Here is a 24,030-nt window from a genome sequence, read left to right as displayed (position 1 = left end):
GTCGTTGCGGGTGTCGGTCCAGACGACAAAGTAGTTCGAGCCGTCATATGCGCTCGCCGGCCACCAGTGTTCGTAGGTTCCGTACGACAGGACAACACCCTGCGGGTCGAGGACAGTGCCGCCAGGACTGACACGCGCACCATAGATGTCGATGTCATCTTCGCCACGGCGATAGTCTTCCCAGACCACAAGGAAGTTGTTACCGTCGAAAGCGAGTGCTGGCCAATCCTCGTCGTCACTGCCGGCAGATATCACGATAGCCTGCGTGTCAAGAACTGTGCCGCTGGGAGTCACCCGTGCACCATGGATATCAGTGTAGTCACCAAGAGTACTGGTCCAGACCACCAGGTAGTTAGAGCCGTCAAAGCTGACACGTGGTAATTCCTGGTCGTCGGCGGCAGTTGAGATGGCGATGCCCTGAGGATCAAGGACTGTCCCTTCAGGACTCACCCGCGCACCGTAGATATCCCAATAGCCATGGCGATAGTCCTGCCAGACTACAAACCAGTTGTTACCGTCAGCAAGAACGGCAGGACTCTTTTCGTTGTAGGTCGAATCGGCTGAGACGGGTATGCCTTCAGGGTCGCGCACCACCCCGGCCGGACTGACCCGGGCAGCGTAGATGTCAGTCGCCCAAAGCCCTGTCTGTTTAATCCAAGCAACAAGGAAATCTGTACCGTTGAAAGCGATAACAGGCCAATACTGCCTGCCGGGTGCGGTTGATATGGGAATCCCCTGAGGGTCAAGCACATTGCCGCCAGGCGTTACCCGGGCGCCGTAGATATCGTCATTGGCACTCCAGACTACGAAGTACACCCCTTGGGCAAAGGCAACTGACGGCCCCAATGCACCTGTGTTCAAGGAGATAGGGATGCCGTCAGTGTCAAGAACAGTGCCGTCCTGGCTGACTCGTGCACCGTAGATACTCGGATTTAACGGATCATGGCGCCAGTCTTCCCAGACTACGAAGTAGTTGACTCCATCGAACGCGACCCCACCCGTCCACTGGTTATCAGTTGCGGCGCTGATGACGACCGGGAGTGTGTCAAGCACGACGCCGCTGGGGCTGACTCGTGTGCAGTGTATGTCGTAATTACCAGAACTGCCGTCCTGCCACACGACCAAGTAGTTGGTTCCGCCAAATTCCACCGCCGGATAGTCCTCACTACCTTGGGCGACTACGACAGTCCGGTTGGTGTCCAGCAGAAACTCGCCGTCGTCAGTGAATTCATCTTTGCCGGCTGTCCAGCTACTCTCCCGACGGCGGTGTTGATGCAGTCTTCCTGCCCGGCCAGACGTAGGGAGAGTAGTTTCGGTAAGCCCCTGATTGCGACGCACTGACCGCACCACCTCCTGCGCATCAAACCCGGGTTTGGGGCTGCCAGCTTCGTGAAACCCGCTTCCCGACGCGACCAGAACCAGACCAAGTACTGCGATCATTACTGCTGTCCTCATGTTTCACCCCTATCTTTGGACGATTACCTTTCGGACTGTATTGACCCGCCTCCCCTCTTCAGCCCCCCGCACAAAGTACACTCCCGGCGCCAGAGCCGAAACATCGTTGCAACCAGGCTGAAGCGGCATCACCCGGCGGCCGGTAGCATCAAGCAGAGCGATGTCAGATTGGAGCTTGTCGGTGCCAAGTGGCAGATTGAGGATGTTGCGGATGATGGTCGGGCCGAGGGCCGGTGTCCGAACTTCTGCGCGCGGCAGTTCGGCAACACCCGTGCTCGCGTAGCTGATTTCGTACATGTGGTAGTCGAACCCGGCTTCGTACAACCTGAGAACTCCATCGTTGCGGCCGTCACCGAGCCTCAGTTCGATTGCGTCCGGGCCGTCCCATATCGTGTCGGTCACCCACCCGCCGCCCTCATAACTGAATTCGTAGACGTAACCCCAGGTTCGCGTCGCGCCATAGACTCGGCTCACGCCGTCGTTGCGGCCCGGACCGATGGTAATGGCATTCATATCGCCCCGGCCTTTGATGCCAACAGTGTCGCGAACCCACGTCGTTCCGGTCCAAGTGAACTCGTAAGCCCGGTAATCCCAGTCCCCGCCGTACACCCGCTGGATGCCGTCGTTACGGCCCGCGCCAACGGCCAGTGCCGACATATAACCGGCGTTGCCCTTGCCCACGGTCTGCATCTGCCAGGTCGAACCGTTCCAGGTGAATTCGTAGATGTAGTTGTCGGTGTTACTGGCGTAGACCCGCCGGACCCCGTCGTTGCGCGCCGTTCCGACCGCGACGCGTATCATATTGCCCGTGCCCGCGCCCATGTCGAGCCGTGTCCAGTTCGAGCCGGTCCACGAGAACTCGTAGAGGTGATAATCGAGGCACGCAACGTAGAGCCGGAGCGTGTCGTCGTTGCGGCCCGCACCGATCGTCACCTCGTTGATCTCACGCGGGCAGGTGCCGACCTGGGACTTCTGCCATACCGAGCCGACGCGCGAAAACTCCCAGACATATCCAGGGTTCAGGCCGTAGTCCGTGGCGTAGACCCGGTTCACGCCGTCGTTACGCGCCGCTCCGACCGCGACCGAAGTCATGCCCCGGTTCGCCCCGGCTGCCCCAACCTCGGCCTTGAGCCAGGCGCTGCCGTCCCACGAGAATTCCCAAATCCGGTCGTCATTGTTCGAGCCGTAGACGCGGTTCAAGCCGTCGTTGCGGCCCGGACCGATGCAGACACCGGTCATGTTGTTGCCGCCTGAACCCATATCAACCGACACCCAGTCACCCGACGCCAGAGACGGCGTCAGGAAAACCAACCCAAGCACAAGAATACCTGCCGTTAGCATAGCTTCTCTCCTCTTTGTACCCAAACCTGCCGCGCCATCGTACTCCGCTGAATGACGCCGACGCTCCATGGTCACGTGCTAGTGTAGTATCGGGACTCTGTCCGTCAATAGCGGACTGAGGTTGGACTGTCCGTCGGCCTAATGGAGGATAACTTCCGTGTCTGGCATGCCAGCCTTGCACCGGCTCCGGCACACTCTGCGATAAAGTACACCCCGGGCGCAAGGTGCGACACAACTTAGACGCAAGAGCTGACAGAAATACAAGAAGCGCAGCCTTCTTTGTTGTAGTTCTATATCGGCACTGGGGGTGTAAGAGATTGTTGACAAAGGAACAGACCTTCTGCATATTCACTCATGTTTGACCAATGCGAAATTGCAGTCGCTAGCAGACTATTCCCCGGGACTCCTAAGACGAAGCCTAAGGATTACTGGGACAGCATTGGAAGAACGTATAGCGATACGACGTAACACACAAAACAAGGAGGAGCAATGAAAAAGCTCTGGTTCTTTCTCCTTGCTGGCTGCTTTTTGGGCTGCACCCAGAAGCAAGAACTCTCACTCACCCTTCAGATCACTTCCCAACCCCAGGGCGGGCAATATGTCACAACCCTCTCCTGCACTTTTGAGGCCTATACCATGGAGGTATGTCCCGGGGGTGGCATCAGGAACGTTAGAGTTCTTGCCTACTGGATGACCGCCCAAGGCAACCATAAAGAAACTGAGTATAGCTTTGGGCCTACACCAGACCCGATATCATATACAACAACTTTTTCTGCCCCCCCGGGCATGTTCCTCGACAAGACTTTCTGGGTTGAATTCCACTGGCAAGATGCTAACGGTTCTCACGTAGTCAAGAGCCAAGAAGCAGTCTGCATCGTACCATAGGAGAAGTGACAATAGACCCAGGGCGTTGAAGTATACCTTTCAGCTTGGCATGCTGTTTGTTTACGGTAATCTGGGTCTGTAGTCAGTGCGTTTGTAAGAGCCCCGAATCGCGGCGGGGAGGCCGCTCCTATGACGGACTTCACGCCATTTTCGCTGTACTCTAACAACCAATCCCGGGCTAACGCACGACGATGGCCTTCTGACAGCTACCGGCTGACGCCCCATAGCCCGCGGCCCGTATAAAGTAAATTCCGGGTGCAAGTCGCGAGACGTCGTTGGTGCCGGGCTTCAGATGCAATACGTTACGGCCAGAGGCGTCGAGCAGGGCGCCTGGCGCTCGAGGCCCGGCGCCGGGAACTTCTGGCCGAAACAAGACATCGCGGACGATCGTCATCATACCCATCGTCTCTACCCCAAGGCTTGCCTTTTCCTCAAGTCCCAGTCCGTGCGAATACCACACGTCTCCCAGTGCCGAGCCGTTGTATCCGCCCAAGACCCAGAGTCGATTGTGATACACTGCCCCACCGTGGTTGGCACGCTGTGGCCAAGGAGCGGTGTCATTGGCGGCGACCCAGTCAGTGCCATTACTCGAATACCAGACATCCCGGAAGTAGGTAGTCGGAGGTGTCCGACCACCCAGCACCCAGAGCCGGTTGTCCAGTACAAGCAGTTGGTGATACTGACGGGCAGACCAGGGCGCGTTGGCCGTTGCTTGGGTCCAAGTGCGACCATCTTCCGAGTACCAGACATCATTGTTCGGGCGGTCGCTGTAACCGCCAACGACCCAGATTCGGTTGTTGAAGACCTCGACCCGGTGCCCGGTTCTGCGAGTCCAACCGGCATCTTCGGTTACTCGGGTCCAGTTCGCACCGTCTGTCGAACACCACACGTCATTGGCATAGAGCTGTGTATCCGGCCTCAGCCATCCGCCCAGGAGCCACAGAGTATCACGGAACGAGACCACCTGCGTGTGTCCGCGCGGTCCCCAAGGCGCAGCGGACGTTGCCTGTATCCAGTTCATGCAGTCGCTGGAGTACCAGACGTCGGCAAGAAGTTTGGTTCCTGCTTGGTAATAGGCTCCGCCGAATATCCAGACTTTGCCGGAGTGGACAACAGTCGCGTGTCCCCATCGGGGACGCCAGCTGGCTGCCGGCACAGCCCTGGTCCACTCAGCACCATCAGTGGTGTACCAGATGTCGTTGTAGTCCAGGCTGAGGTCCCATCCGCCCAAAAGCCAGAGCCGGTCATCAAAGTTCGCAACCCCCATGTGGACCCGCCACTGCCAGCCCGTGAGGTCCGCAGCCTTCGTCCAGGCAATCTGAGCAGAACTCAATCCTGCGCTTGCACAGACGGCGATCAGAATCATTCGTTCCATACCTTATCCTCCTCACTAGCGTAGTATCAAGATTTCTTCCAATACGTCGTACCCAAGCCTGTGCAGAAAGTACGCACCGGGCGCCAGATGCGATACGTCATTCGTGCCGGTCACAAGCCCCATCACCTTCCGGCCTGTCACGTCGAGTAGTACATCACGCTCTACGCCTGACACCGGAGGCAGTAACAGCACCCCGCGGACGATGGTCGGGCCGAAGTTCGGCATTCGCGCTTCGGTCTTCGGCATCTCCCCGACCCCTCCCGGCGAGTTGCGCAGAACCGACACCGAGCGACCGTTTTCGTTGGCGATGTAGGCGCGGTGCCGCGCCGGACTCCAGTACGCAGTGCCCGGGATGTGCCCAACCGCGACTGCAGCCAGAACTGAGTCACCCGAGCCGTCGATTACAAGTGCTTGGTCGGTCATACGACTCGTGACATAGACATTGCCGGTGACAGGGTCGGCACACATGCCCCAAGGAATGCTGGGAAAGCGAATGGTCCTGAGCGGCGAGTTTGTTGCGCAGTCAATCACCGTTACATCCTCACCGGCGTAAGTGCCGCAGTACAGCTTGTCGGCAAAAGAGTTGTGACACATGACCAGCGGCCACATCCCGACCTGAACATAGCCGATGAGGGTATCTGCGGAGCAGTCTATAACCGCGACTACCGAGTCAACATGCAACCCGCAGTAAAGGCGGTTCTGCGCCGGGCTCAGACCGACCGGACCCGGCGAATCGCGCAGGTTCACGCGGGCCTCGACCGAGTCACCGGACAGGTCAACCACCTCAACCATGCTCCACGGCGAGTTGGCGATGTATAGCTTGTCTTCTGCTGCGTTGAGGCAGGTGACCGCCGAACCATATGTCAGCGCGACCCGCCGCACGACGGTGTCGGCCGCGGCGTCAATCACGACCAGCGTGTAGTCGTCGTGACAAACGCAGTAGATGCGATTGCGGACTGCATCGTAGCAGAGTCCTCCGGGATACCGGCCAACACTCAGGTTCTTTGTGACCGTATCTGCTGCCGCATCAATGACTGCAATTGTGCCGTCCGGAATAGGCACATACAGCTTGTTGCCCGCAGTGTTGAAACATAGCCCACCCGGACTGCTCCCGCACGGTATCCTGCCCAACACGGTGTTGTGCACGGCATCAATGATATGGACGCAGCTGCTATCGGAGTTGACGTTGGTGACGTACAACTTTGTGCCGTCAGCATTCGCAACCATCGAAACTGGGATGGATGTTATCGGCAACTCAATCGTCGTCTCCAGCCACTGGGCGAAAGAAGCAGTAACCAAGAAACAACATCCGGCACACAGGCAGAATCTCCTTCGCACCCTATTCTCCTATCTGGTTATGATGACCTTGCCATCAACTGCTGATTTATCGCTAATGGCTGACGGCCCACGGCCAGCAGTCAGGATGAAGTAGATGCCCGGTGCGAGTTGGGAAATGTCGTTCGGCCCGGGACGCAGTTCGAGCACCCGGCGCCCGGCGGCATCAAGCAGCCAGCCCGATGTTGCCCCGACAGCGAACAAGAGCTGAACACCACGGCCGAGAATGGTCGCTGCCGGCACAGGTATCTCCCCGAAACCGCCCTGCCACTCAAGCACCCCGGAGGCGCTGCGATACCTGGCTGTAACCAAGTCCATGAATGTGGAGTCATTCCATACATAACCGACCACACACGGGTCCTTCGACGGCCCCACCTCAACGTCGTAGTATGTGTCAAAATCCGTACTTCCACCGTAGGTCGCACGCCACAGTTCGTTGCCGAGCGGGTCGTACTTGACGATAAGGCAGTCCTTGTCCGAACTGCTGATGCCGGTTGAGCCGACAACATAACAGCAGCAGTCCCGGTCAACGGCAATGTCAAACGGCCTGTCGTCATAGGGCCCTCGGTAGTGTGCGGCCCAGCGCAGACTGCCGTCGCGGTCGAACTTGATGGTCAGCAGGTCGTTGGCGGTGCCGGTCCCGCGCGTCCAGCCGGCGACGTAGATACTGCCGGCGCTGTCAATCGCCATCGCGAACGCCCGGGTATCGAAGCTGTCCGGAGTGTTGTAGCACCGGGTCCACACCGTGTCGCCCTGCGGATTGAGTTTCACCACCAGCAGGTCGAGCGCCCGGCCCGCCTCGGTATAACCGGCCCCGTACAGGCAACCGGAATCATCCACGACCGCGGCCACGATTGCGTCATCCCCGCCGCGATCGAAGAACCGCATCCATTGCAGCACGCCTGCCGGGGTATATTTGGCCATGACGGCGTCCTCGGTGGCGCGCCAGCACCGGCCGGCGACGAGGATATTACCCGACCGGTCAAGACCGACGCCTTCGTAGCGGTCGTTCTCGCTGCCGGCGCCGCCGAAAACAGCAGTCCAGACTTCTGTGCCCGAAACATCCAGCTTCATCAGCATGCACCGGGAAACGCCCGAGCCTGTCCATTGTTCGCCCGCCACATAGATATTGCCGGCGGCATCGGCCACGGCCGCGTTGGTTATCTCATTGGTGTCGCCGCCGGCACCGGCAGCGGCAATCTGCGGCGACCCGGTAACCGGGTACTTGATGCGCAGAATATCGTAGTCCTGCGGACTGGCGCTGTCGGTCATGCTGTGACCGACCGAGTAGAAGTTACCCGCGGCGTCAAACGTGGCAGCGGTCGCCTGGTCATACCAGGCGCCTGGGCCGGTATAGAAATCGAGCAGCAGCTGGTTCCCGATGCTATCGTAGATAATGGTGACAAAGTCCTCGCTCGAGCTTGTGCGGACGCTCTTGCCTGTGGCACAGACGCGGCCGGTCTGGTCTACGGCAATCGCCTGGCCGTAATCGTGGATCGGACCGCGGTACAGCCTGATCCAGGCCGTGTCGCCCTCGGCAGCAGCGATGACCACTAGGCAAGACAGTGCGGACAGTATTTGGATTCGCATCAGTTGCTCCTATCATGATTGTCGGGCCAGGCGCATCGCTGCGCTTCTGCGCGCCGACGTAATGCTTCCCTATCAGTGTCACTTTCATATCGCCTCTTTGGGTCGTGGTAAGGGTCTCCGACCCGAACCATCAGGCTCCGTTGTTGTCTCCAGATATGCTGTCCGCCTAGCGCGTTACGACGACCTTGCGCTCAAGCGAGCCGGATGGCGTCGCGGCACGCAGGAAGTACGTCCCGGCTGCAAGCCTGTCGAGCCGTACCTCGCCCTGTACTTCGCCACTCCACACCGGTTGACCGAGAACGTCGTACACGTCAACCCGTGCCGGAACCGCTCCGGGCAGGCGCACGTTGAAAGCGCCCCGGCTCGGATTGGGCACGATCGTTAATGAGCCTACCGCGCCGCCATGCTGCTCTTCAGTGCCGACCTGGTTGACAACGTAGTACTCGCTGATTTTCAGACAGTTGGTGTCCGAGTTCTGCCGGCCGCCAAAGACCCACATACCGGGAGTACCAACCCCGCCAGCCTCGGCCGGGATGTACACCCCGGCGTGGTTGCGCCGACGCTGACCAAGACTGGGGAACGCAGACCACGAGTTTTGCGCTACGTCGTAGATGTAGCAGTGGGCCGACTCACTCGACCATGTCCCGCGACCGGCAATGATGACTTTCCCCGCGAACTCGCCCGGGTCATCAGTGTCGAATCCGAATCCGCGTGACTCGCCATTCGCACCCGGCATGCTGGCGACCGTGGTCCAACCTGCAGCAGTATCTGCCAGGTTCAGACGGAAGCACTGGGCCTTGGCCGTGAGAGCATTCGAGGAGTAAGTATCACCGCCGCAGGCAAACAGAAACGAGTCAACTATTGCGAGTATCGGGTAGGCGCGGGCCAGTGGCATGTCCTTGAGCCGCGACCACCGCGAACCGGGCGTGCCGAGCGGGTCGAAGCACCAGACTTCCTTGGAAGTGACGCTCGATGTCTGGCTGAACCCGCCCATCGTGAACATCAGGTTGTTGTAGACAATGGACGACTGCGCAACCGTTATCTGCCCACCGGAACGACCCGGAAAGGCGTCGGTATGCAACATCACGGCAGTATTGCTTATCGGATAATAGACCTGCACCGAGTCGGTGTAGTTGGGTGCCACGTCGTATCTGCCGCCGACAATGTACAGCCCGAATGTGTCTCCGTTCGGAAGGTCGTGATTATCCCGTAACAGGCAGACGTCATAGTTGGAGACCGCGAGAACCATGTCGGTGCCAACGTCGGCGTACACGCCGGTCGCAGGCGTGTAGCTGTAGATGTCGCCGAGGGTCGTGGAATTGCCGATGCGACCGCCGAGGAAATAGACCTTGGCCGTGGCCGGGAAGTACTCTCCGTCGAATCGGGTGTAGCCGAACGGCGACTGGGGCCCGTTCACCCAGGTCTGCCCGGCTACGATGCTGGCCAGCACCAGTACACCAGCCAGCGCGAACACAGTGTTACGCATAACCTCCTCCTTGGTTTGCAGCCTTCGCGCACCGGCCGGGCCAGAGGCCTTCGCAGGTCCGCAGCCGGAGCCGGGTCAGACCGGTGCGTTCTGGTTAGTTGTAACCGGCCCGGGCTGCACTGTCAAGTTCGGTTCAGTCATCTGGTTTCAGGCCGTGGGTAATGGAAATATGGGTCTTACCGTCCTGCTCGTACACAAGCATCTTGATTGTCTCGGACTTGTCTGGCTTTTCCCAACTGAGGATGCCGACCTTAGTCTCAGGCACCTTCACCCAGCCTGCCTTCTCGACCGACGTGCCGTACCAACTTTCGACCGTTGTCTTCTGGTCTTTGGTCACAAGCGTCCAGACTGTACCCTTGCTGTCCGAAGTCGAAAGGGCAATCCGCTCAGTCGCGGTCGCTCCGGGATAGCGCAGGAACTCGGGCAGGGTCGAGATGTCAACAGCCGCAGCTTCACCCATGGGCTTTGCCACGGCCGGCTTATCACTGGTTTTGCCGCATCCGGCCAAGAACGCGGCGATGACGACGATGACAGCCAACGTGCAGACGGTTCTCTTCATTCGGCCTCCTCTTGTCCAATCCTACGCAGGGCCCGGCTGCGGTCAACTCCTGTTGTCAAGAACCCGGTATTCTGCGGTACTCCCGAACTTGCAGTGGGAAGTTCTAGTGCCTCTGCTTGTTCTTATCTGACCCTTCGGTATTGTCCGACAGGTTTGACCCAACGCCACGACAACGTTTGAGGCAGAACGCTGAGCTGGTCTCCGCCTTTGTTTTTCGACAACCTGAACCGACCAAGCCGCGGCCAGCTCCGTATCGATCCTTAGGGTGGACCAGCCTGTCGCACCGGCTCAACGTGCTAGCCACGGACAAGATGCTGCCAGTGGGTGTTGTTCTCAAGGCGCAGCGCGCCCCGCCGTCTCACCGCAATGGCCGAGGTCCTGCCTAAGATAGCTGGGCACCGATTTAGTTCATGCTTCACGGCCGCGGTCAGCGTCAGGGCCCTATGATGTGCACGCTCCTACCGGCTGGCTGACCGCGACCAGCAAGCTCGTTCTGGAATGGCTCCAGTGAATTTCGGCACATACAGGCTGTAGCTACTATCCATTGACAGCGACCTGTCTGTCCCTATGCTGGTTCTGCGCCTCGCGTTCGCTCACAAACGCTTGCCGCAACTACTATGGGAGGTCTGCTTTGAACTATAGGTCTGTGTTACCCGTTCTTGTGTTCTGCTTTGTCCTGTCCGGCCCTTCCTGGGCGCTGCTCGATCCGGACCTGGCCCGCCGGCTGGAAACACTCGGCGCAGAAACGAAGGTTCCGGTACAGGTGGTACTGAAAGAGCAATTCGACAGCCAGGTGCTTGCGTCCCTGGTCGAAGGGCTGCCGCGACCGGTGAAGCGGGCGCGCGTGGGCCGGATTCTTCAGGACTTTGCCGAAAAACATCAACGTAGCCTTCTGGCCTGGCTGGAAAGGGAGCAGATGGCGGGCCGCGTCACCGACATCCACCCGTTGTGGCTCGTCAACGCGATTGGGTTCTCTGCGACAAGGGATGTAATCCTGGCCGTGAACAATCGGCCGGATGTGGACCTGGTGTATTGCGACCGAATACCAGTTGATTTTGCACCGCTGGACCTGAGCCAGCTCGTGCCCGGCGATGTGACCGAAAGTGTTCAGCCCAATCTCGTTGTCATAAACGCGCGTGGTGCCTGGGCTCAGGGCTCAACCGGGCAGGGTATCGTAATCGGCGTGGTGGACACCGGCGTGCGCTACACCCACCTGGACCTCAAAAACCACCTCTGGAAGTCTGACGCTTACCCCAACTGCGGCTTCAACTTCGCCTCTAATCAGTGGTCGTCCGGCCGGCCCGGGCCCTCACCCTATGACACCCTGACGCCCCTGGACTACAACGGCCACGGCACGCATTGCGCCGGCATCGCTACCGCGGATGGTGCGTACGGCAACGGCTCCCGCGACACGATGGGCGTTGCGCCCTCGGCGCTCATCATGTCGGTGCCGGTGGACGTAAACATCAGCGCGCCCTACCCGGACACCAGCCTTGAGAACAACGTCATGCAGGGCATGCAGTTCTGCGTTCGGCCGCCCCGCGACACCCTGAACGGCGCGGACGTCATCACGATGTCGCTCGGTCTCATAACTACCTGGCAGCCGCGTTACGCGGTCTGGCGCCGGGCCGAAGAGAACGTGCTTGTTGCCGGCATCGCGCACATCGTCGCCGCAGGGAACGAAGGCAACAGCGGCATCCGTACTCCAGGCAACTGCCCTCCGCCCTGGCCCAATCCGGCAAACCATCCGTCCTCAACTACCCTTTCGTCGGTCATCACCGTCGGCGCGACCGACAACTTCGATGAAATCGCCAGTTTCAGCTCGCGCGGGCCGACCCGGGTTTGGGGTAACGTGCCGCCCTGGAACGACTACACCTACCCTCCAGGACTCACCGACCCGGACGTAGTTGCCCCGGGCGTCCAGATTCTCTCCACTGCAATGAGTAACGACCAAGCCTATGTCACGATGACCGGCACCTCGATGGCCACGCCCGCGGTCGCTGGCTGCGTCGCGCTGATGCTTTCCCGCAACCCCGAGCTTACCCCGCGCGAGATTGACTCGATTCTCGAACGCCACAGCGTTGTTGACCTTGGGTCATCGGGCAAAGACAACGTCTTCGGCGCCGGCCGCATCAACTGCTCGCTCGCGGTCGCCCACACCCCGCCGGCCGGCCCGCGCCACGATGTCGCCCTGGTCAAGGTACTCGCCCCGGCCAGCAAGGTCGAGCCCCATACCCCGCTCGCGCCCCGCGCCACTGTGCGCAACGCCGGCACGTACCCCGAGTCCGACGTTGTGGTCCACTGTCGCATTGACTCACTCGGCGTGCCGGTCTACAACCGTTCCCGCACCGTCACCCTGCTCGACAGCGCCGCAGTTGACACCGTGACGTTCCCGGACTGGTCCACCGGCCCAGGCAGTCAGACCTACCAGTTCACCTTCTGGCACGCTCACGTCCCGGATACAAACCGAGCCAACGATACCATCCGTACCCAGACCACAACCCGCGGTCACGATATCATTGCCGCCGGAATGTCGGTCGGCCGCAAGACCAAAGCGCTGCTGCCGATACGACCCGCGGTCACGCTCTCAAGCACCGACTACACCGAACGCGGCTTCCGGGCCTACTGCCGCGTGGACTCGGCCGGCACGGCTGTCTACCGCGACAGCCTAGCCGTGGACAGCGTCGCGGCCGGCGAAAGCCGCAGCTTCACCTTCCCGAACTACTGGAATGTCGGCCCGGTCGGCGTGTCCTACGACGTCGTAATGTGGCACAACTGTTGGTCGGATGAAAACCGCCGTAACGACACCTTGCTGGTCCGCACCGAAACCTACCGTCCGTCGCGCATCCTCATCCTTTACGCTGACGTCCTGCCGCCCGAGTCCACGCTCGGCGTGCGGCTAAAGGCGATGGGCGACTCGCTGGAGTATGCGAGTGTGTTGACCTCGACGCCCAAAGTGGCCGACCTGCGGCCCTACGATGCGGTCGGAGTGTTTAGTCGCAGTGCCTACTACAACAAGACCGCGCTCGGCGACACGCTTGCCGCATACGTGGACCTCGGCGGCGGCGTGGTCATCGGCAACTTCAGCTACAACGGTACCGTGACTAACCTTGCTGGGCGGGTAATGACTGGTGACTACGCCGCCATCAAAGTCGGCACCAACTGGTCAACCTCCGACACGATGGGCTGGCGCGAACGCACCCATCCAATAATGGCCGGTGTGGATTCATCGCGGGACGTATTCCGCTCCACTGCCAGTGTCGCGGATAGTGCTGAGACTGTCGCGCTCTGGTCTGACGGCCGGCCCTATGTTGCGGTGAGCCGGAATCAGAAGGTCGTCGGCATCAACCAGTATCCGGGCGTGTACAGCCAGAACCCGCCACAGCGCGGTGGCGACTGGGCACGGGTCTGGCACAACGCATTACTCTTCGTGGCCGGCTTGCCGGTTGGCGCGAGGGAGTCGGAACCGCTACAATTGTCCGGTCCGGCCACGCGACTGAGCGTTGCGCCCAGCCCGGTGCGACGGGGAATGACCGTCAGCTATGCCGTGCCGGCCGGGACCGCGTTCCGCGTCGGCATCTACGACTTGTGCGGCCGGCTTTTGTGTACGTTGGCGACCGGCTCAGGCCCGGTTCAGGCCGGACGGTCAAGGTGGGACCTCACCGATGCCGAAGGCCGGCGCATAGCCAGAGGCATCTACTTCTGCCGGCTTGTCAGCAGCGCGAAGAACGAAATCCGCAAGGTCGTGGTCGAATAGGCCAGAACAGCCGCTGGTAGTCCCGCGGCGGGTTGAGGCCGCGGTACACGACACCGCTCCATACGGCACGACCCAAGATTGGGCCGCGGCCGTGAACCCGACAAGTTGACCCGGGGCGGGCTTCCACCCGCCTTGGGTATCCTGTATTCCGTCTGCTGTATTCTGTTCTCTACTTCTGCAGCACCAGCTTCTCGGTCAGACGGTTCTCACCCGCGACCAGCCGGTAGAATTGCACGCCGTTGGCGAGTCGGCATCCCCTGCCATCTCCTCCGTCCCATTGTACGGAACCTAGGGCCGACGGCCCGCGGCTCACGGCCCAAGAGCAGATATCTCGCCTGAGCCGGTCTTGGACCTGTATTACCGACAGGCTGTCGGCGGTCGGTAAGTAGCGGATGCCTACCCGCGAGCGGAACGGATTCGGTGTCGGAGGCGTACAGCCTGTTTTTCCTTAACCGAACCGCTTCCTTGATTCCGACCTGCATTTCCGCCTGCAGAACCCAATGTATGCCCACTAGGGCGTGCCAGTCAATTCCTCGGCAGAACAGCGTACCTAAACTGTGTAAGTTGGCTACAAAGAAGTTGGAGGCGAGCGCAGTCACGGAGATTGTCCGGGCGCTGAATAGGGTATGGGTGCTGGGTGCACAAACTGCGCAACGTGGCCAACAAGCTGAAGGCGAAGCATGGCGAGGAATGTCCGGCTGGTGCGCGGCAGATATGCCAGCCGCAAAGCTACCTGGCAGCGACAGTGCGGCTGCGGGGAAAAGGCAGGGGCGGCGCATCGCCGCACCCGCCCATTGTCCTGCCTACTGCATCCGCAGAGCTTGCGCTTGCACTCCTGCTCTGGCGTACTGCGAGATGCGTAGACCGTATGGCATTACTTCTGCACCACGAGCTTCTGGGTCTGCGAGTACCCGTTGGCATCCAGACGGACGAGGTAGACGCCGCTCGCGAGCTTACGCAGGTCAAGCGGCAGTGACCGGATTGTCGAGTGACCAAGCGCTCGAGTACAGAACACGGAGCGTCCGGCCACGTCGAAGATGGTCACCGCTACCGGCCCAGGCTTGGGCAGACAGTAGCGCAGCGTGGCGAATCCGCTGGCTGTCGGATTCGGGCTCACGGCAAGTAACATGCTGCCGGCTGCAGGCTGGCCTGCCTGCGCTCCGGCCCGGTATCCGGTAGTCGGTCTGCTGTATCCTGCCGGCCGTACGTACCGCCACATCTCATGCGTCTTGTTTCCCTTGAGCGCGAAGAAGGTGCCGAGTCCGGCCGCGACGATGTCCGCACCGTACTTGATTCGTTTGCGAATGCCGTTCCGGCCGACCGAGGGCATGGTGTCGAGTTCAGACCACGTCCTGGTTTCGACGTCGTAGCACCAGAACTCGCTGGTGTTACCGCCCTTGAGCGCGTAGAGCCGGTTACCCGACCAGCAGGCGCTGCCGCCATCGCTGAGCTTCTTGCTTCGTCCGGCCCGCCCGACATAGGGCATTGACGGCAGCGAATCCGGGTCCCACGTGCCGTTGTGCACGTCGAACCGCCAGAGCTCGTGGTATTTTGCCTTGTGGGCGTAGATGTTACCCATCCCGTCTGCAGCAAGCCAGGACCCTTTGCCCCACTTGGCACGGGTGCCGGTCGGCGCCGCGGGCAGGATTTCCCAGGAGTCGCCCATGATGTTGAAGCGGCAGAAGTCAGTGCCGTAGCCTTTGAGCAAGTACACGTAGGGTACCCGGTAATGGACGACGTAGGCAAGGTCGGCCCCGCCCTTGACCCTCTTACCCGAAGCCAGGAGCGGTACGTCGGGCAGGACCCGCCAGGAGTTGTCGGAGATCGAGTAAGCCCAGAACCCGAGGCTGTTGTTGCCCTGGGTGGCGTAGATAAGGTCCCCGCCGTCGTAGCACCCGGCCGCGCCCTTGTAGGGCGGCTTGCGATACCAGCGCGGATGGGTTTCCCAAGGTAGTGGTGCAAGCGAGCTCCAGGAATCGCCGACTGGTTCGTACCGGAAAAAGTCGCCGGTCTTGTAGCCCTTAGCCGCATAGAGCAAACCATCGTTGCCGAATGCCAGCCAGGCACCGTCTTTGACCGGCCGACCTGAGGCAGCCGGCAGCGATTCCACCTCGCTCCAACCTGTCGGCCAGCCGGGCCGGTAGTGAACAAAACGGGTCTCGGTGTGCCGATGGCCCGACGTATCCTCGAGCGTGAAATCAAGCCGGTAATTGCCGGGCCGCGGAAATGTCACGGTGAAGGTCGCATCGCCCGGGCCGCCGACGCGACGACCCGGCTGATCGAAGCCACCCCGCGGCGCCACGATTACGTCGCCGATTATCCGCCCCACCACCGTACCGTCCGGCTCGCTGATACTGCCGGTCCGCGTGTCCACAATGTACTCTCTCAATACCCCACACGAGGGGTCCATCACGGCTATCAAGGTCTTGCCGTCACAGTCCCGTACTCCGGTGGCGGTTACCCAGTGCTGCTGCGCATTCCGGCTCTTGAACACGATCCGCGGCAGGACGTTCCAGCAGTTCTCAATGGCCCGCCGCATTACCTTCCAGTATCGGTACGGTTCGGTCGTGAAGCTTCCCTCGCCGCTCACGTCGAAGTTATTGGCCTGGCCGTGGTCGTTCAGGTAGCTGGTGATGCCGTTCTTCAGCTTGGCCTCACTCGTGCCCTTGCAATCCCGGTCGGTCTTACATCTCTTTCCCATTTCCTTCACAAGCGACTCGTCGGTCACTCCATCCGGGACCACGTTTGGCCGGCCGTGGGTGTCGAAGTAGCGCAGGCAGGCTGCGGCCGCAGTCGGTCCGCAGTAGGTACTACCGTCGTTTGGGTACTCGGGCTTGAATTGGCAGAACCGCGGTACGCCCTTGTCCGGGACACTACACTCATCCGTAGCGTTGAACACGTTGGCGACCTCACCCGCGTTCTCTGGAATCAGATTGATTGTTACTGTTGGTTCGGTAAAAAGCTGTTCGTTTTCTACGTCCAGCGAGAAGTACGGCGGAGTCGGGTCAAAGACCGCGTCCTCGAAACCCTGGAACACGCCGCCGGTCGTGTAGATGTCGGCCCGGAAATGAAGCGGGGCCATAGCGGACGGCGGCGGTACAAGCAGGTCGGAGCTGAAGTACCCGGACCATCCGTCTCCCGAGTCCTCGCTCGGCCAGAATGTCGAGGCGTGATCCTCGCCGCCGTCAGAGTCGGTCCAGCACGCAGTCCACGGGATTACGTCGGTCGAGAACCGGAACGCAACCGACTCGATTTCCATACCCTCGGGCGGTGACCAGAGCAACTGGATTCTTGTGGTACCCGGACCGACCCAGTTGTCCTGAAGCTGCGGGTTCACCCTGCCGCCGACCGCCAGCAGCGGTTCGGCAACGCCGGGCGGCGTGTAAACGACCGACAGATACGGCTTCAGCGGTTCGAACCAGCCGTGGAAGCGGATGAACTGGATGCCGGTCGGGTCCGGGTCGTGAAACCCGACGCCGAACCAGTCGTCGGCCAACCGAGCCTGAAGGTCGGCCGCAGCACCGGGCAATTCGTAAACGTACGGCCCGGGCGGCTGAGTCGCTTCCTCGATGTGCAGGTAGAAACCGTCCGGGTCGGCATAGTTGATGTCATCGAACGCCTCGCCGGGAAGGCCTGCGCGCGGGTCAGAATGCAGCCGCGTGACATACCACGAAGGCTCGTTGTTTTCGTAGCGGAACACGCACAGCCGGACTAGTTTGATGGTCGAGCCGTCCGGAATATCGGCGATGTTGAACACCATGTAACCACGGTTCGCGTCCGATCCTTCGCCGTCGGCGCGGACCAGACTCCACTCGGTCCGCTCGGCCAGCTTTACCGAGCCGGTTTCGTAGTCGAGCATCTTTGGGAAGCAGTTGATCGACAGGTCAGCCCAGGCCGCGGAAGACGCGATGAAGGCGGCCGCGGTCAGCCGTGCGGCGCCGTGACGGATGGACATACGGGCCTCCTTTGCGCGGGCCGCGGAGCAGCCGGCCAGATATGTATGCCAGCCACGGCCGTACCCTTGCGCACTTACTGTTCTAACGCAAATCCGGCGGCTTGTCAAACAAGAGCCGATGCGGGGTAATACCTGCCTACTTGAGTAACTTGGCTAGCAGGAAGGTCGGGTAGGCCTTCTGACCCAACCGGGTAATGTTCGTAACAGAATAGGCGCTACGCCTTGGAGCGGTAATTCTGGCAGGTCTTCGGCACGCCGAAGCCGTTGCAAGAAACAGTAGTTAAATGACTCGTATGTACGGGTCATAAGCCCAGTATCATCCGCAGGTTGGGCAGAAATTGAAGGCTGGTAATTCAAGGGTAGGGGTCGCTGGGGAGGCGGCTCCCCTATGGCATCTGCGAGTCGCGGTCAGGGCTTCGTGCCTTCGAGGTGTAACCCCCTCGCCTAGAGTCTGAGCCACCGGTCATGCTCCAGCCTGGGTTGCTACAGAAACACCTGGTTCTGGTACAGGCTTTGTGACCGTTTATCTGCCTCAAGGTGTAACCGGTGCAGTCCCCGGGCCGGTAACAGGAGCGACGTCGCGTCCTGGTACCGTCCAAGTCACTGCCACTCTTACCACCCCCCGGACAAGGCCTTGGTGAGGGCCTCGGCCTGAAGTCTGAACTAATTGCGTGCTGCTCAAACATTACTTCGGTCCTGGCAATACTCTGTCAATCATTCCTAACCCTAGCACCCCTGTCGTCCTTGTTGAGTCGGTTTTCGTATCTTTTCGACTCGATCCGAAGTGTGTCAAACGCGTCCAATCAAGCACAAGAAGTCCCACGTGTAGATACTGGGGTCTTACGGCAACCTTGACATCCAAGCCAAGTTCTCTATGGTAGCAGCAGGCAATAAACCCAGGAGGTAGCTTTGGAAGCTAGTGTCAGTACCGACCTGAATCAGCAACAGCTCCTTGCCAACATCCGAGGCATGAAAGGCTGGCTAAAGTTCATCGGAATTCTTACGCTTATCATGGGCATTCTCCAGGCGCTTTCGCTCATCGGAATACTTTGGGCCTGGTTGCCCATCTGGATGGGAATCATCCTGACCCAGGCCGGGTCACGGGCTCAGGAATACGCCGAGCGGAATGACCCGGCTGCGCTCACCGGGCTGACCAGTAAGCTAAGAACCTATTTTGTGATCCAAGGAGTACTGCTGATTGTGTCGCTTTGCCTCGCAGTACTAGGCGGCATACTGGCAATTGTTCTCGGGCTATTTGCCGGCGGGCTACCCGAACTGCTAAAACAGTACGGATTCGGGGGGTAGACTACCGCAACATCCCCGTCACCAGCTTGCCTGATGCTGACCCGGGCAGCCGTTCTAGTCCTGGTGAAGGTATGACTGCGGGTTCTGGACGAAAACGTCGCGACAGCTTGATGCGCAGAAGTAATACCTTCTACCCTGGTATTCGTAGCTGCAGGCGGCATCTTCCTCGGAAACTTCCATACCGCACACTGGGTCAAGTAGACGCGTCTCGGTTTTCTCTCTCTTAGGCATGCTTCTCCTTAGTATTCGTAGCTTAGACCGCTAGAATCAGCGGTTGGATGCAGGCTGAACGGACTGGTGGCTTGCCAGCCACTCCTCGACCACCGGCATCCAGCGACCGCTGACGTTGGTGCCGTCCCAGCGGGCGAGTACCCGATCGTCTTGCGTGACGACGACAAGTGGCATTTTGTCCACCCAATCGAACCAGGCAAAGTCGGCGATATTTTCCGGCGTGGCCCGGGGGCCCTCAACATAGCGTACTTGCGGCTCAATGCCGAGCCGCGTCAGAACGCCCTGGGCCTTCCGGCACAAGCTGCAATCTTCTTTGGCGAAAACCTGAAACGTCAGCGATTCCTCCGTATGGACAGGACTCAAACTTACCCATGTTCAAGACCGAATCAAGAATTTCTTTCTGAGCATTTCCGCCAGAGATATTCGGTCTTTGCGGCCATTGACAGATTTCAGAAGACGAAGGGGGGGCAGGCCTGGATATGGGTACTTCGAACACAACCCAAGAGTCTTGGTAGCAGCGAGCAGGGCTTCGGGAATGGCAACCGGAGCGAGAAACGGCTTGCCAGGCCGGGCCGGATGTTCAGGTCGGATTGACGCCTTACATACGGGTTGGTATGCTAGGCTATCTTGAACCAGAGGCTTGCAGAATCACTCAAGACCCTGGGCCGGGCTTGGGTGCAGATTGCCGCGCTCAAGCCCGGCCGGCAGGTGTTTCTAGTCGGCGGTGCAATCCGGGACGTTCTACTCGGTCGGGAACCGGAAGATTTCGACTTCGCAGTATCAGGCTCTGGACTGGAGTTTGCCCGCAATTTGGCTCGGCGACTGCGAACGAAACTGGTCGTACTTTCGGAGAAGGATGATGAAGCCAGGGTCGTGTGGCAAGGCCGGACCATTGACTTCAACGGCTTTGGTGCCAAGACAATCGTGGACGACCTAGGCCGCAGAGACTTCACCATCAACGCCATGGCGTGCGAGCTTACGCCATCTGGGCTGGCCGACATTCTGGATCCATGTTCCGGGCGCCGCGACCTTGCTGTCCGGCTTATCCGGCCGGTTTCGGACCTCTCACTTGCTTCCGACCCGTTGCGGCTTCTACGGGCGTACCGACTGGCACTGGAACTCGGCTTGGAGGTTCACCGCTCAGTGGACGAACAGGGCAGCCGGATCAGTTTGGCCCGGATTGCGGCTGAACGGGTTGGCGTCGAGATGCTCAGGATCATGGAGGCACCTGGTTCCTTCCCGTTCGTGATGCGCTTGTACCAGCTCGGACGACTCGCGGAGGTTTTGCCCGGTCTTGCACCACTGCTTGCCGACGACCGATTGCGCGAGCACACCTTTAGAACCTACTGCAAGCTTGAGGAACTCGTGTCGAAGGAGTCGTTTTTCTCAAGATTCGAGCCGGAATGGCAGGAGTACTTCGATCGATGGCCGGCCGGAGAAAGCCAAGGACGAAAGTCAGAAATCGGTGGTCAGAACGCCGTGGACGCACAGCAGAACACGGCGATAAAGGAATCGGCAAAACCAGGCCTGCCCTATCGGCGGGCGATGCTCAAGCTATGCGGGCTGTTGCACGATATCGCCAAACCCGAGACCAGGTTTACGAACAGCGACGGCGAGATTCACTTCTACGGCCATGACACTTTGGGCAGCCGGCTTGCCGGCAAGATGGCCCGGGAGCGGCTCCGGCTTTCCCGTGCCCAGATAAAGATGGTCGAAACCCACGTGCAGGAGCACATGCGGTTGCACCTGCTCGCGACAAATCCGGAATTGACTGACCGCGCAATCCGACGGTTTTTCCGCGACTTGGGAAGCGAGGCGTTCGGCGTGATGATGCTGTGCTATGCTGACGGCTGGGCAACCGCTGGACATACCAACCATCTCGAGGATACGATAACGAGGATGATTGAGCAGAAACGGACCGAAGACGCCAAGCTCAGGGTTAGAAGGTACGTGACCGGTCACGACCTTATTGCACTGGGTCTGAAACCAGGGCCGGTGTTCAAGGTGATTCTGCGCGAGCTTGAGGACCTGCAACTTGAGGGCCGGATAAACTCGCACGAAGAAGGACTGGAATATCTGAAGCTGAACCTGCCGGGCCTCGCAGCCAAGGCGGGCGCGGGTCAACAAACCGGGACCAATGAATAGCTACGTATATGGTCCAGTGCCTTCGCGACGGCTAGGGCTATCGCTCGGGCTTTCAATCATTCCGTTCAAGACTTGCACCCTGGACTGCGTTTACTGTCAATGCGGTCGGACAACCCGTAAGACCCTCCGCCGCGAGTCATTCTACCCAGTCGAAGACATCCTCGCCCAGGTCCGGCAGGCAGTAAAGACCGCCCGACCGGATTTCATAACTTTCTCAGGCGAAGGTGAGCCAACTTTGAACTGCGACATTGGCCGGCTTATCCGCAGACTGAAGCAGGAACACACGATACCAGTCGCGGTCATCACGAACTCAACACTGTTCACCGACCCTGCAGTCCGACGCGACCTATACGCAGCCGACCTGGTCGTACCATCGCTCGATGCCGCGGACCAGCGAACCTTCGCACGAGTGAATCGCGGACATCGGAACTTGAGGATTGCCGGCATTATTGATGCGCTCGTAACGTTCCGACGGTACTACCACGGTCAGATATGGCTTGAGATAATGCTAGTCAAGGATTGCAACGATTCGGTTGAACACCTCATGCACCTGCGCAAGGCGGTCCACCGCATCAGGCCGGACCGGGTGCATCTTAATACAGTCGTACGGCCGCCGGCTGAAAGAAATGCAAGACCACTGTCCGAAGATGACTTGGAACAGGTACGGTGTCTTTTTGGCCCGGGTGCAGAAATCGCATCTTCGCCGTTCCGTAGGCGACGGCGCCGGTTCCGCGGCGACCCGGTCCAAGCGGTACTTGAGTTCGTTCAGCGCCGGCCCGCGACCGCAAAGGACCTTGAACATTCGCTTGGCATCCCTGCCCCAGAGCTCGACGCCACTCTGCGACGACTGGTGCGCCGCCGACGTATTCGACGTGTTGACTTCTGGGGCAAAGTGTTCTACGAACCGGTCTAGCGACCCGCCGCGGTGCGCCAGTCGCAATGCCCGACGAACATCACGCGCTATGTCCGGATTCAGGCTCCGACGTCTCGCACGGCACTATAGAACGTTGAACAACTACGGCAACCGCGGGTCAAGGGCAAAACAACCGGCAAGGTCAAAACAGTCCACGCCGTCAGGCACGTAACTGCCGGTCTCCCGACACAAGGTATAGCTGCCCTGGTACTCGCGCCGGGCAATCATCTCAAGGCAGTCGCACAGCGCATCAATGTCCTCACGGTTGTTGTAAAGCCCGATCGATGCTCGGACCGTGCCGGGCAGGTTGCCACGGTCCTTCATCCGCATCTGCTCGCCGACTCGTACCGCCTGCTCCAGTGGAACCCCAAGCAGACATAGGGTGTAGGGATGGGCACAGAAACAGCCGTTACGCACACCGATGCCGCCCTCGTAGGCAAGGATCGCGGCGACCAGCGCATGCGGAAAATCGGCAAGCGAAAATGCAATGACCCCAAGACGGTCTGCAAGGTCGGTGCCATCCTGCTTGCCCAGTATTCGAAGTCCGGGAACCCGCGCCAGCCGCTCGAGTGCGTATCGGGTAAGTGCGTCCTCATGCTCAGTAATCGCATCCCATCCCACGGCCTCAAGCAGCCGGCAGGCCGCGGCCAGGGCAACAATACCAACAACGTCTGGTGTACCGGCCTCCTCACGTTGTGGCAGGTCCCGCCAGTAGGCAGCGTCAAGGGTCATAAGGTCAACGGTACCGCCACCAACCGTCTCCGGCTCATCGCGCAGGAGCGACTGCCGGTCGCCAACGAGCACGCCTGCACCATATGGCGCGTACATCTTGTGGGCACTGAAAGCAACAAAATCTAGGTGCTCAGGGTGATCGTGCGGCTTCATATCTATCGGCCGGTGCGCGGCAAGTTGCGCGGCATCAACTACGATTCGGGCACCAGCCTCATGCGCAAACCGGGCGATTTCGTGAACCGGGTTTACCCAGCCGGACACATTCGCTGCACCGGTCACGGTTACCAGTGCAACTCGGCCGGCATTCTCCTTCAGCTTGGCCGCGAAGTCATCAAGGTCGAGTGAGCCGTCGGGGCGGAGTCCGGCGTGCACAACCCGGCCACACCGACGCCAAGGCAGCTCATTGGAGCTGTGCTCCATCATTGTCGTCAGGATGATGGCATCAGCCGGAAACGGGTATAGCCGGGAAAGTTTGTTCAGTGATTCAGTCGTGTTCTTGGTGAAGATTACTGTGTCATGCTCAAGGTCGGCCCGGACAAAACGCGCGATGGCACGCCGGGCCTCATCGAATACCCAGGAAGCTACCTGGCTCTTGAACCCGGTGCCGCGGTGGACGTTGGAGTAGTACTCAAGAAACTCGTTGACCTTGTCCTGTATTGGCCGGAACGTTGGGGTCGAGGAGGCGTTGTCCAAGTTGACGTAGCGACGTCGTTGGCCGGAAAGCAGCGGAACCTCGACGTTGATTCCAACAAGCGCCTCGCGCAGTCTCTCGACTACCGAAGCCCGGCCCGACTTAGCGGAAGCCACAATAGCCTATCCTAAACTGCCAGCCCCGCAACGTCAAGCTGCCGCGTTGCCTCACCAAAAATGTACTCGAAGCTACCCCGTTGCCTCACGTAAGAAAAGTACTCGAAACAGGAGGCATAATCTGACCAGCCCTTACCATGAAAGGAGTTGGTCAGATGG

At 59.9% G+C, this 24,030-nt stretch carries 17 protein-coding genes; 5 read left to right on the top strand and 12 right to left on the bottom strand.

Annotated features, from left to right (window positions below; genetic code table 11):
• Positions 1 to 1,440: hypothetical protein (locus ABIL25_05490; protein MEO0081734.1), on the bottom strand; the 1,440-nt coding region annotated here is incomplete at its 3' end.
• A gap of 24 nt (positions 1,441 to 1,464) precedes the next feature.
• Positions 1,465 to 2,796: a hypothetical protein gene (locus ABIL25_05485; GenBank protein ID MEO0081733.1), complete on the bottom strand. Its 1,332-nt coding sequence runs from the start codon at positions 2,794 to 2,796 to the stop codon at positions 1,465 to 1,467.
• A gap of 489 nt (positions 2,797 to 3,285) precedes the next feature.
• Here ABIL25_05485 and ABIL25_05480 point away from each other — a divergent pair, with 489 nt between their 5' ends.
• Positions 3,286 to 3,681, top strand: coding sequence for a hypothetical protein (locus ABIL25_05480; GenBank protein MEO0081732.1), 396 nt, complete (start codon positions 3,286 to 3,288; stop codon positions 3,679 to 3,681).
• A gap of 178 nt (positions 3,682 to 3,859) precedes the next feature.
• On the opposite strand, the gene ABIL25_05475 is transcribed toward ABIL25_05480, so the two are convergent.
• The 5 genes from ABIL25_05475 to ABIL25_05455 form a co-directional block, all read right to left on the bottom strand.
• Entirely contained in the window at positions 3,860 to 5,056 is a 1,197-nt protein-coding gene (locus tag ABIL25_05475; GenBank protein MEO0081731.1) for a hypothetical protein, read from the bottom strand.
• Between the two features lie 15 nt (positions 5,057 to 5,071).
• Positions 5,072 to 6,394, bottom strand: a complete 1,323-nt coding sequence (locus tag ABIL25_05470) for a YncE family protein (GenBank protein ID MEO0081730.1) — start codon at positions 6,392 to 6,394, stop codon at positions 5,072 to 5,074.
• Between the two features lie 9 nt (positions 6,395 to 6,403).
• Positions 6,404 to 7,981 (bottom strand): hypothetical protein, encoded by a 1,578-nt coding sequence (locus ABIL25_05465; GenBank protein MEO0081729.1) that lies wholly within the window; start codon positions 7,979 to 7,981, stop codon positions 6,404 to 6,406.
• A 166-nt stretch (positions 7,982 to 8,147) separates the two neighbouring features.
• Positions 8,148 to 9,467: a T9SS type A sorting domain-containing protein gene (locus tag ABIL25_05460; GenBank protein ID MEO0081728.1), complete on the bottom strand. Its 1,320-nt coding sequence runs from the start codon at positions 9,465 to 9,467 to the stop codon at positions 8,148 to 8,150.
• Between the two features lie 133 nt (positions 9,468 to 9,600).
• Positions 9,601 to 10,026, bottom strand: a complete 426-nt coding sequence (locus ABIL25_05455) for a hypothetical protein (GenBank protein ID MEO0081727.1) — start codon at positions 10,024 to 10,026, stop codon at positions 9,601 to 9,603.
• Between the two features lie 646 nt (positions 10,027 to 10,672).
• On the opposite strand from ABIL25_05455, the gene ABIL25_05450 reads away from it, so the two are divergent.
• Positions 10,673 to 13,783: a S8 family serine peptidase gene (locus ABIL25_05450; GenBank protein MEO0081726.1), complete on the top strand. Its 3,111-nt coding sequence runs from the start codon at positions 10,673 to 10,675 to the stop codon at positions 13,781 to 13,783.
• A 169-nt stretch (positions 13,784 to 13,952) separates the two neighbouring features.
• Here the strand turns inward: ABIL25_05450 and ABIL25_05445 are convergent, their stop codons facing one another.
• Both ABIL25_05445 and ABIL25_05440 read right to left on the bottom strand, forming a co-directional pair.
• On the bottom strand, positions 13,953 to 14,096 hold the full coding sequence (locus ABIL25_05445; GenBank protein MEO0081725.1) for a hypothetical protein: 144 nt from the start codon (positions 14,094 to 14,096) through the stop codon (positions 13,953 to 13,955).
• A 561-nt stretch (positions 14,097 to 14,657) separates the two neighbouring features.
• On the bottom strand, positions 14,658 to 17,738 hold the full coding sequence (locus ABIL25_05440) for a T9SS type A sorting domain-containing protein (GenBank protein ID MEO0081724.1): 3,081 nt from the start codon (positions 17,736 to 17,738) through the stop codon (positions 14,658 to 14,660).
• A gap of 909 nt (positions 17,739 to 18,647) precedes the next feature.
• On the opposite strand from ABIL25_05440, the gene ABIL25_05435 reads away from it, so the two are divergent.
• Entirely contained in the window at positions 18,648 to 19,043 is a 396-nt protein-coding gene (locus ABIL25_05435) for a DUF5362 domain-containing protein (GenBank protein MEO0081723.1), read from the top strand.
• A 54-nt stretch (positions 19,044 to 19,097) separates the two neighbouring features.
• On the opposite strand, the gene ABIL25_05430 is transcribed toward ABIL25_05435, so the two are convergent.
• Both ABIL25_05430 and ABIL25_05425 read right to left on the bottom strand, forming a co-directional pair.
• Positions 19,098 to 19,274: a YHS domain-containing protein gene (locus ABIL25_05430; protein ID MEO0081722.1), complete on the bottom strand. Its 177-nt coding sequence runs from the start codon at positions 19,272 to 19,274 to the stop codon at positions 19,098 to 19,100.
• A 36-nt stretch (positions 19,275 to 19,310) separates the two neighbouring features.
• The gene (locus tag ABIL25_05425; protein MEO0081721.1) at positions 19,311 to 19,637 is read right to left on the bottom strand and encodes a hypothetical protein; all 327 of its coding nucleotides are present in this window, start codon (positions 19,635 to 19,637) and stop codon (positions 19,311 to 19,313) included.
• A 264-nt stretch (positions 19,638 to 19,901) separates the two neighbouring features.
• On the opposite strand from ABIL25_05425, the gene ABIL25_05420 reads away from it, so the two are divergent.
• On the top strand, positions 19,902 to 21,419 hold the full coding sequence (locus ABIL25_05420; GenBank protein ID MEO0081720.1) for a hypothetical protein: 1,518 nt from the start codon (positions 19,902 to 19,904) through the stop codon (positions 21,417 to 21,419).
• Complete coding sequence (locus ABIL25_05415; GenBank protein MEO0081719.1) at positions 21,412 to 22,332, top strand: radical SAM protein; 921 nt, start codon at positions 21,412 to 21,414, stop codon at positions 22,330 to 22,332. Before ABIL25_05420 ends, ABIL25_05415 begins: the two co-directional genes overlap by 8 nt.
• A gap of 102 nt (positions 22,333 to 22,434) precedes the next feature.
• On the opposite strand, the gene ABIL25_05410 is transcribed toward ABIL25_05415, so the two are convergent.
• Complete coding sequence (locus tag ABIL25_05410) at positions 22,435 to 23,871, bottom strand: aminotransferase class V-fold PLP-dependent enzyme (protein ID MEO0081718.1); 1,437 nt, start codon at positions 23,869 to 23,871, stop codon at positions 22,435 to 22,437.
• Positions 23,872 to 24,030 lie beyond the last annotated feature (159 nt).

Source organism: candidate division WOR-3 bacterium (assembly GCA_039801365.1).
Classification (GTDB): Bacteria; Hydrothermota; Tepidihabitantia; order Tepidihabitantales; family Tepidihabitantaceae; genus JBDRUN01.
This window is presented reverse-complemented; position numbering and strand designations above follow the sequence as displayed.

Coding starts and splice junctions, on each gene's coding strand:
- ABIL25_05465 (MEO0081729.1), bottom strand. CDS start 7,981: ATGCGAATCCAAATACTGTCCGCACTGTCTTGCCTAGTGGTCATCGCT.
- ABIL25_05485 (MEO0081733.1), bottom strand. CDS start 2,796: ATGCTAACGGCAGGTATTCTTGTGCTTGGGTTGGTTTTCCTGACGCCG.
- ABIL25_05460 (MEO0081728.1), bottom strand. CDS start 9,467: ATGCGTAACACTGTGTTCGCGCTGGCTGGTGTACTGGTGCTGGCCAGC.
- ABIL25_05440 (MEO0081724.1), bottom strand. CDS start 17,738: ATGTCCATCCGTCACGGCGCCGCACGGCTGACCGCGGCCGCCTTCATC.
- ABIL25_05415 (MEO0081719.1), top strand. CDS start 21,412: ATGAATAGCTACGTATATGGTCCAGTGCCTTCGCGACGGCTAGGGCTA.
- ABIL25_05475 (MEO0081731.1), bottom strand. CDS start 5,056: ATGGAACGAATGATTCTGATCGCCGTCTGTGCAAGCGCAGGATTGAGT.
- ABIL25_05455 (MEO0081727.1), bottom strand. CDS start 10,026: ATGAAGAGAACCGTCTGCACGTTGGCTGTCATCGTCGTCATCGCCGCG.
- ABIL25_05480 (MEO0081732.1), top strand. CDS start 3,286: ATGAAAAAGCTCTGGTTCTTTCTCCTTGCTGGCTGCTTTTTGGGCTGC.
- ABIL25_05430 (MEO0081722.1), bottom strand. CDS start 19,274: ATGCCTAAGAGAGAGAAAACCGAGACGCGTCTACTTGACCCAGTGTGC.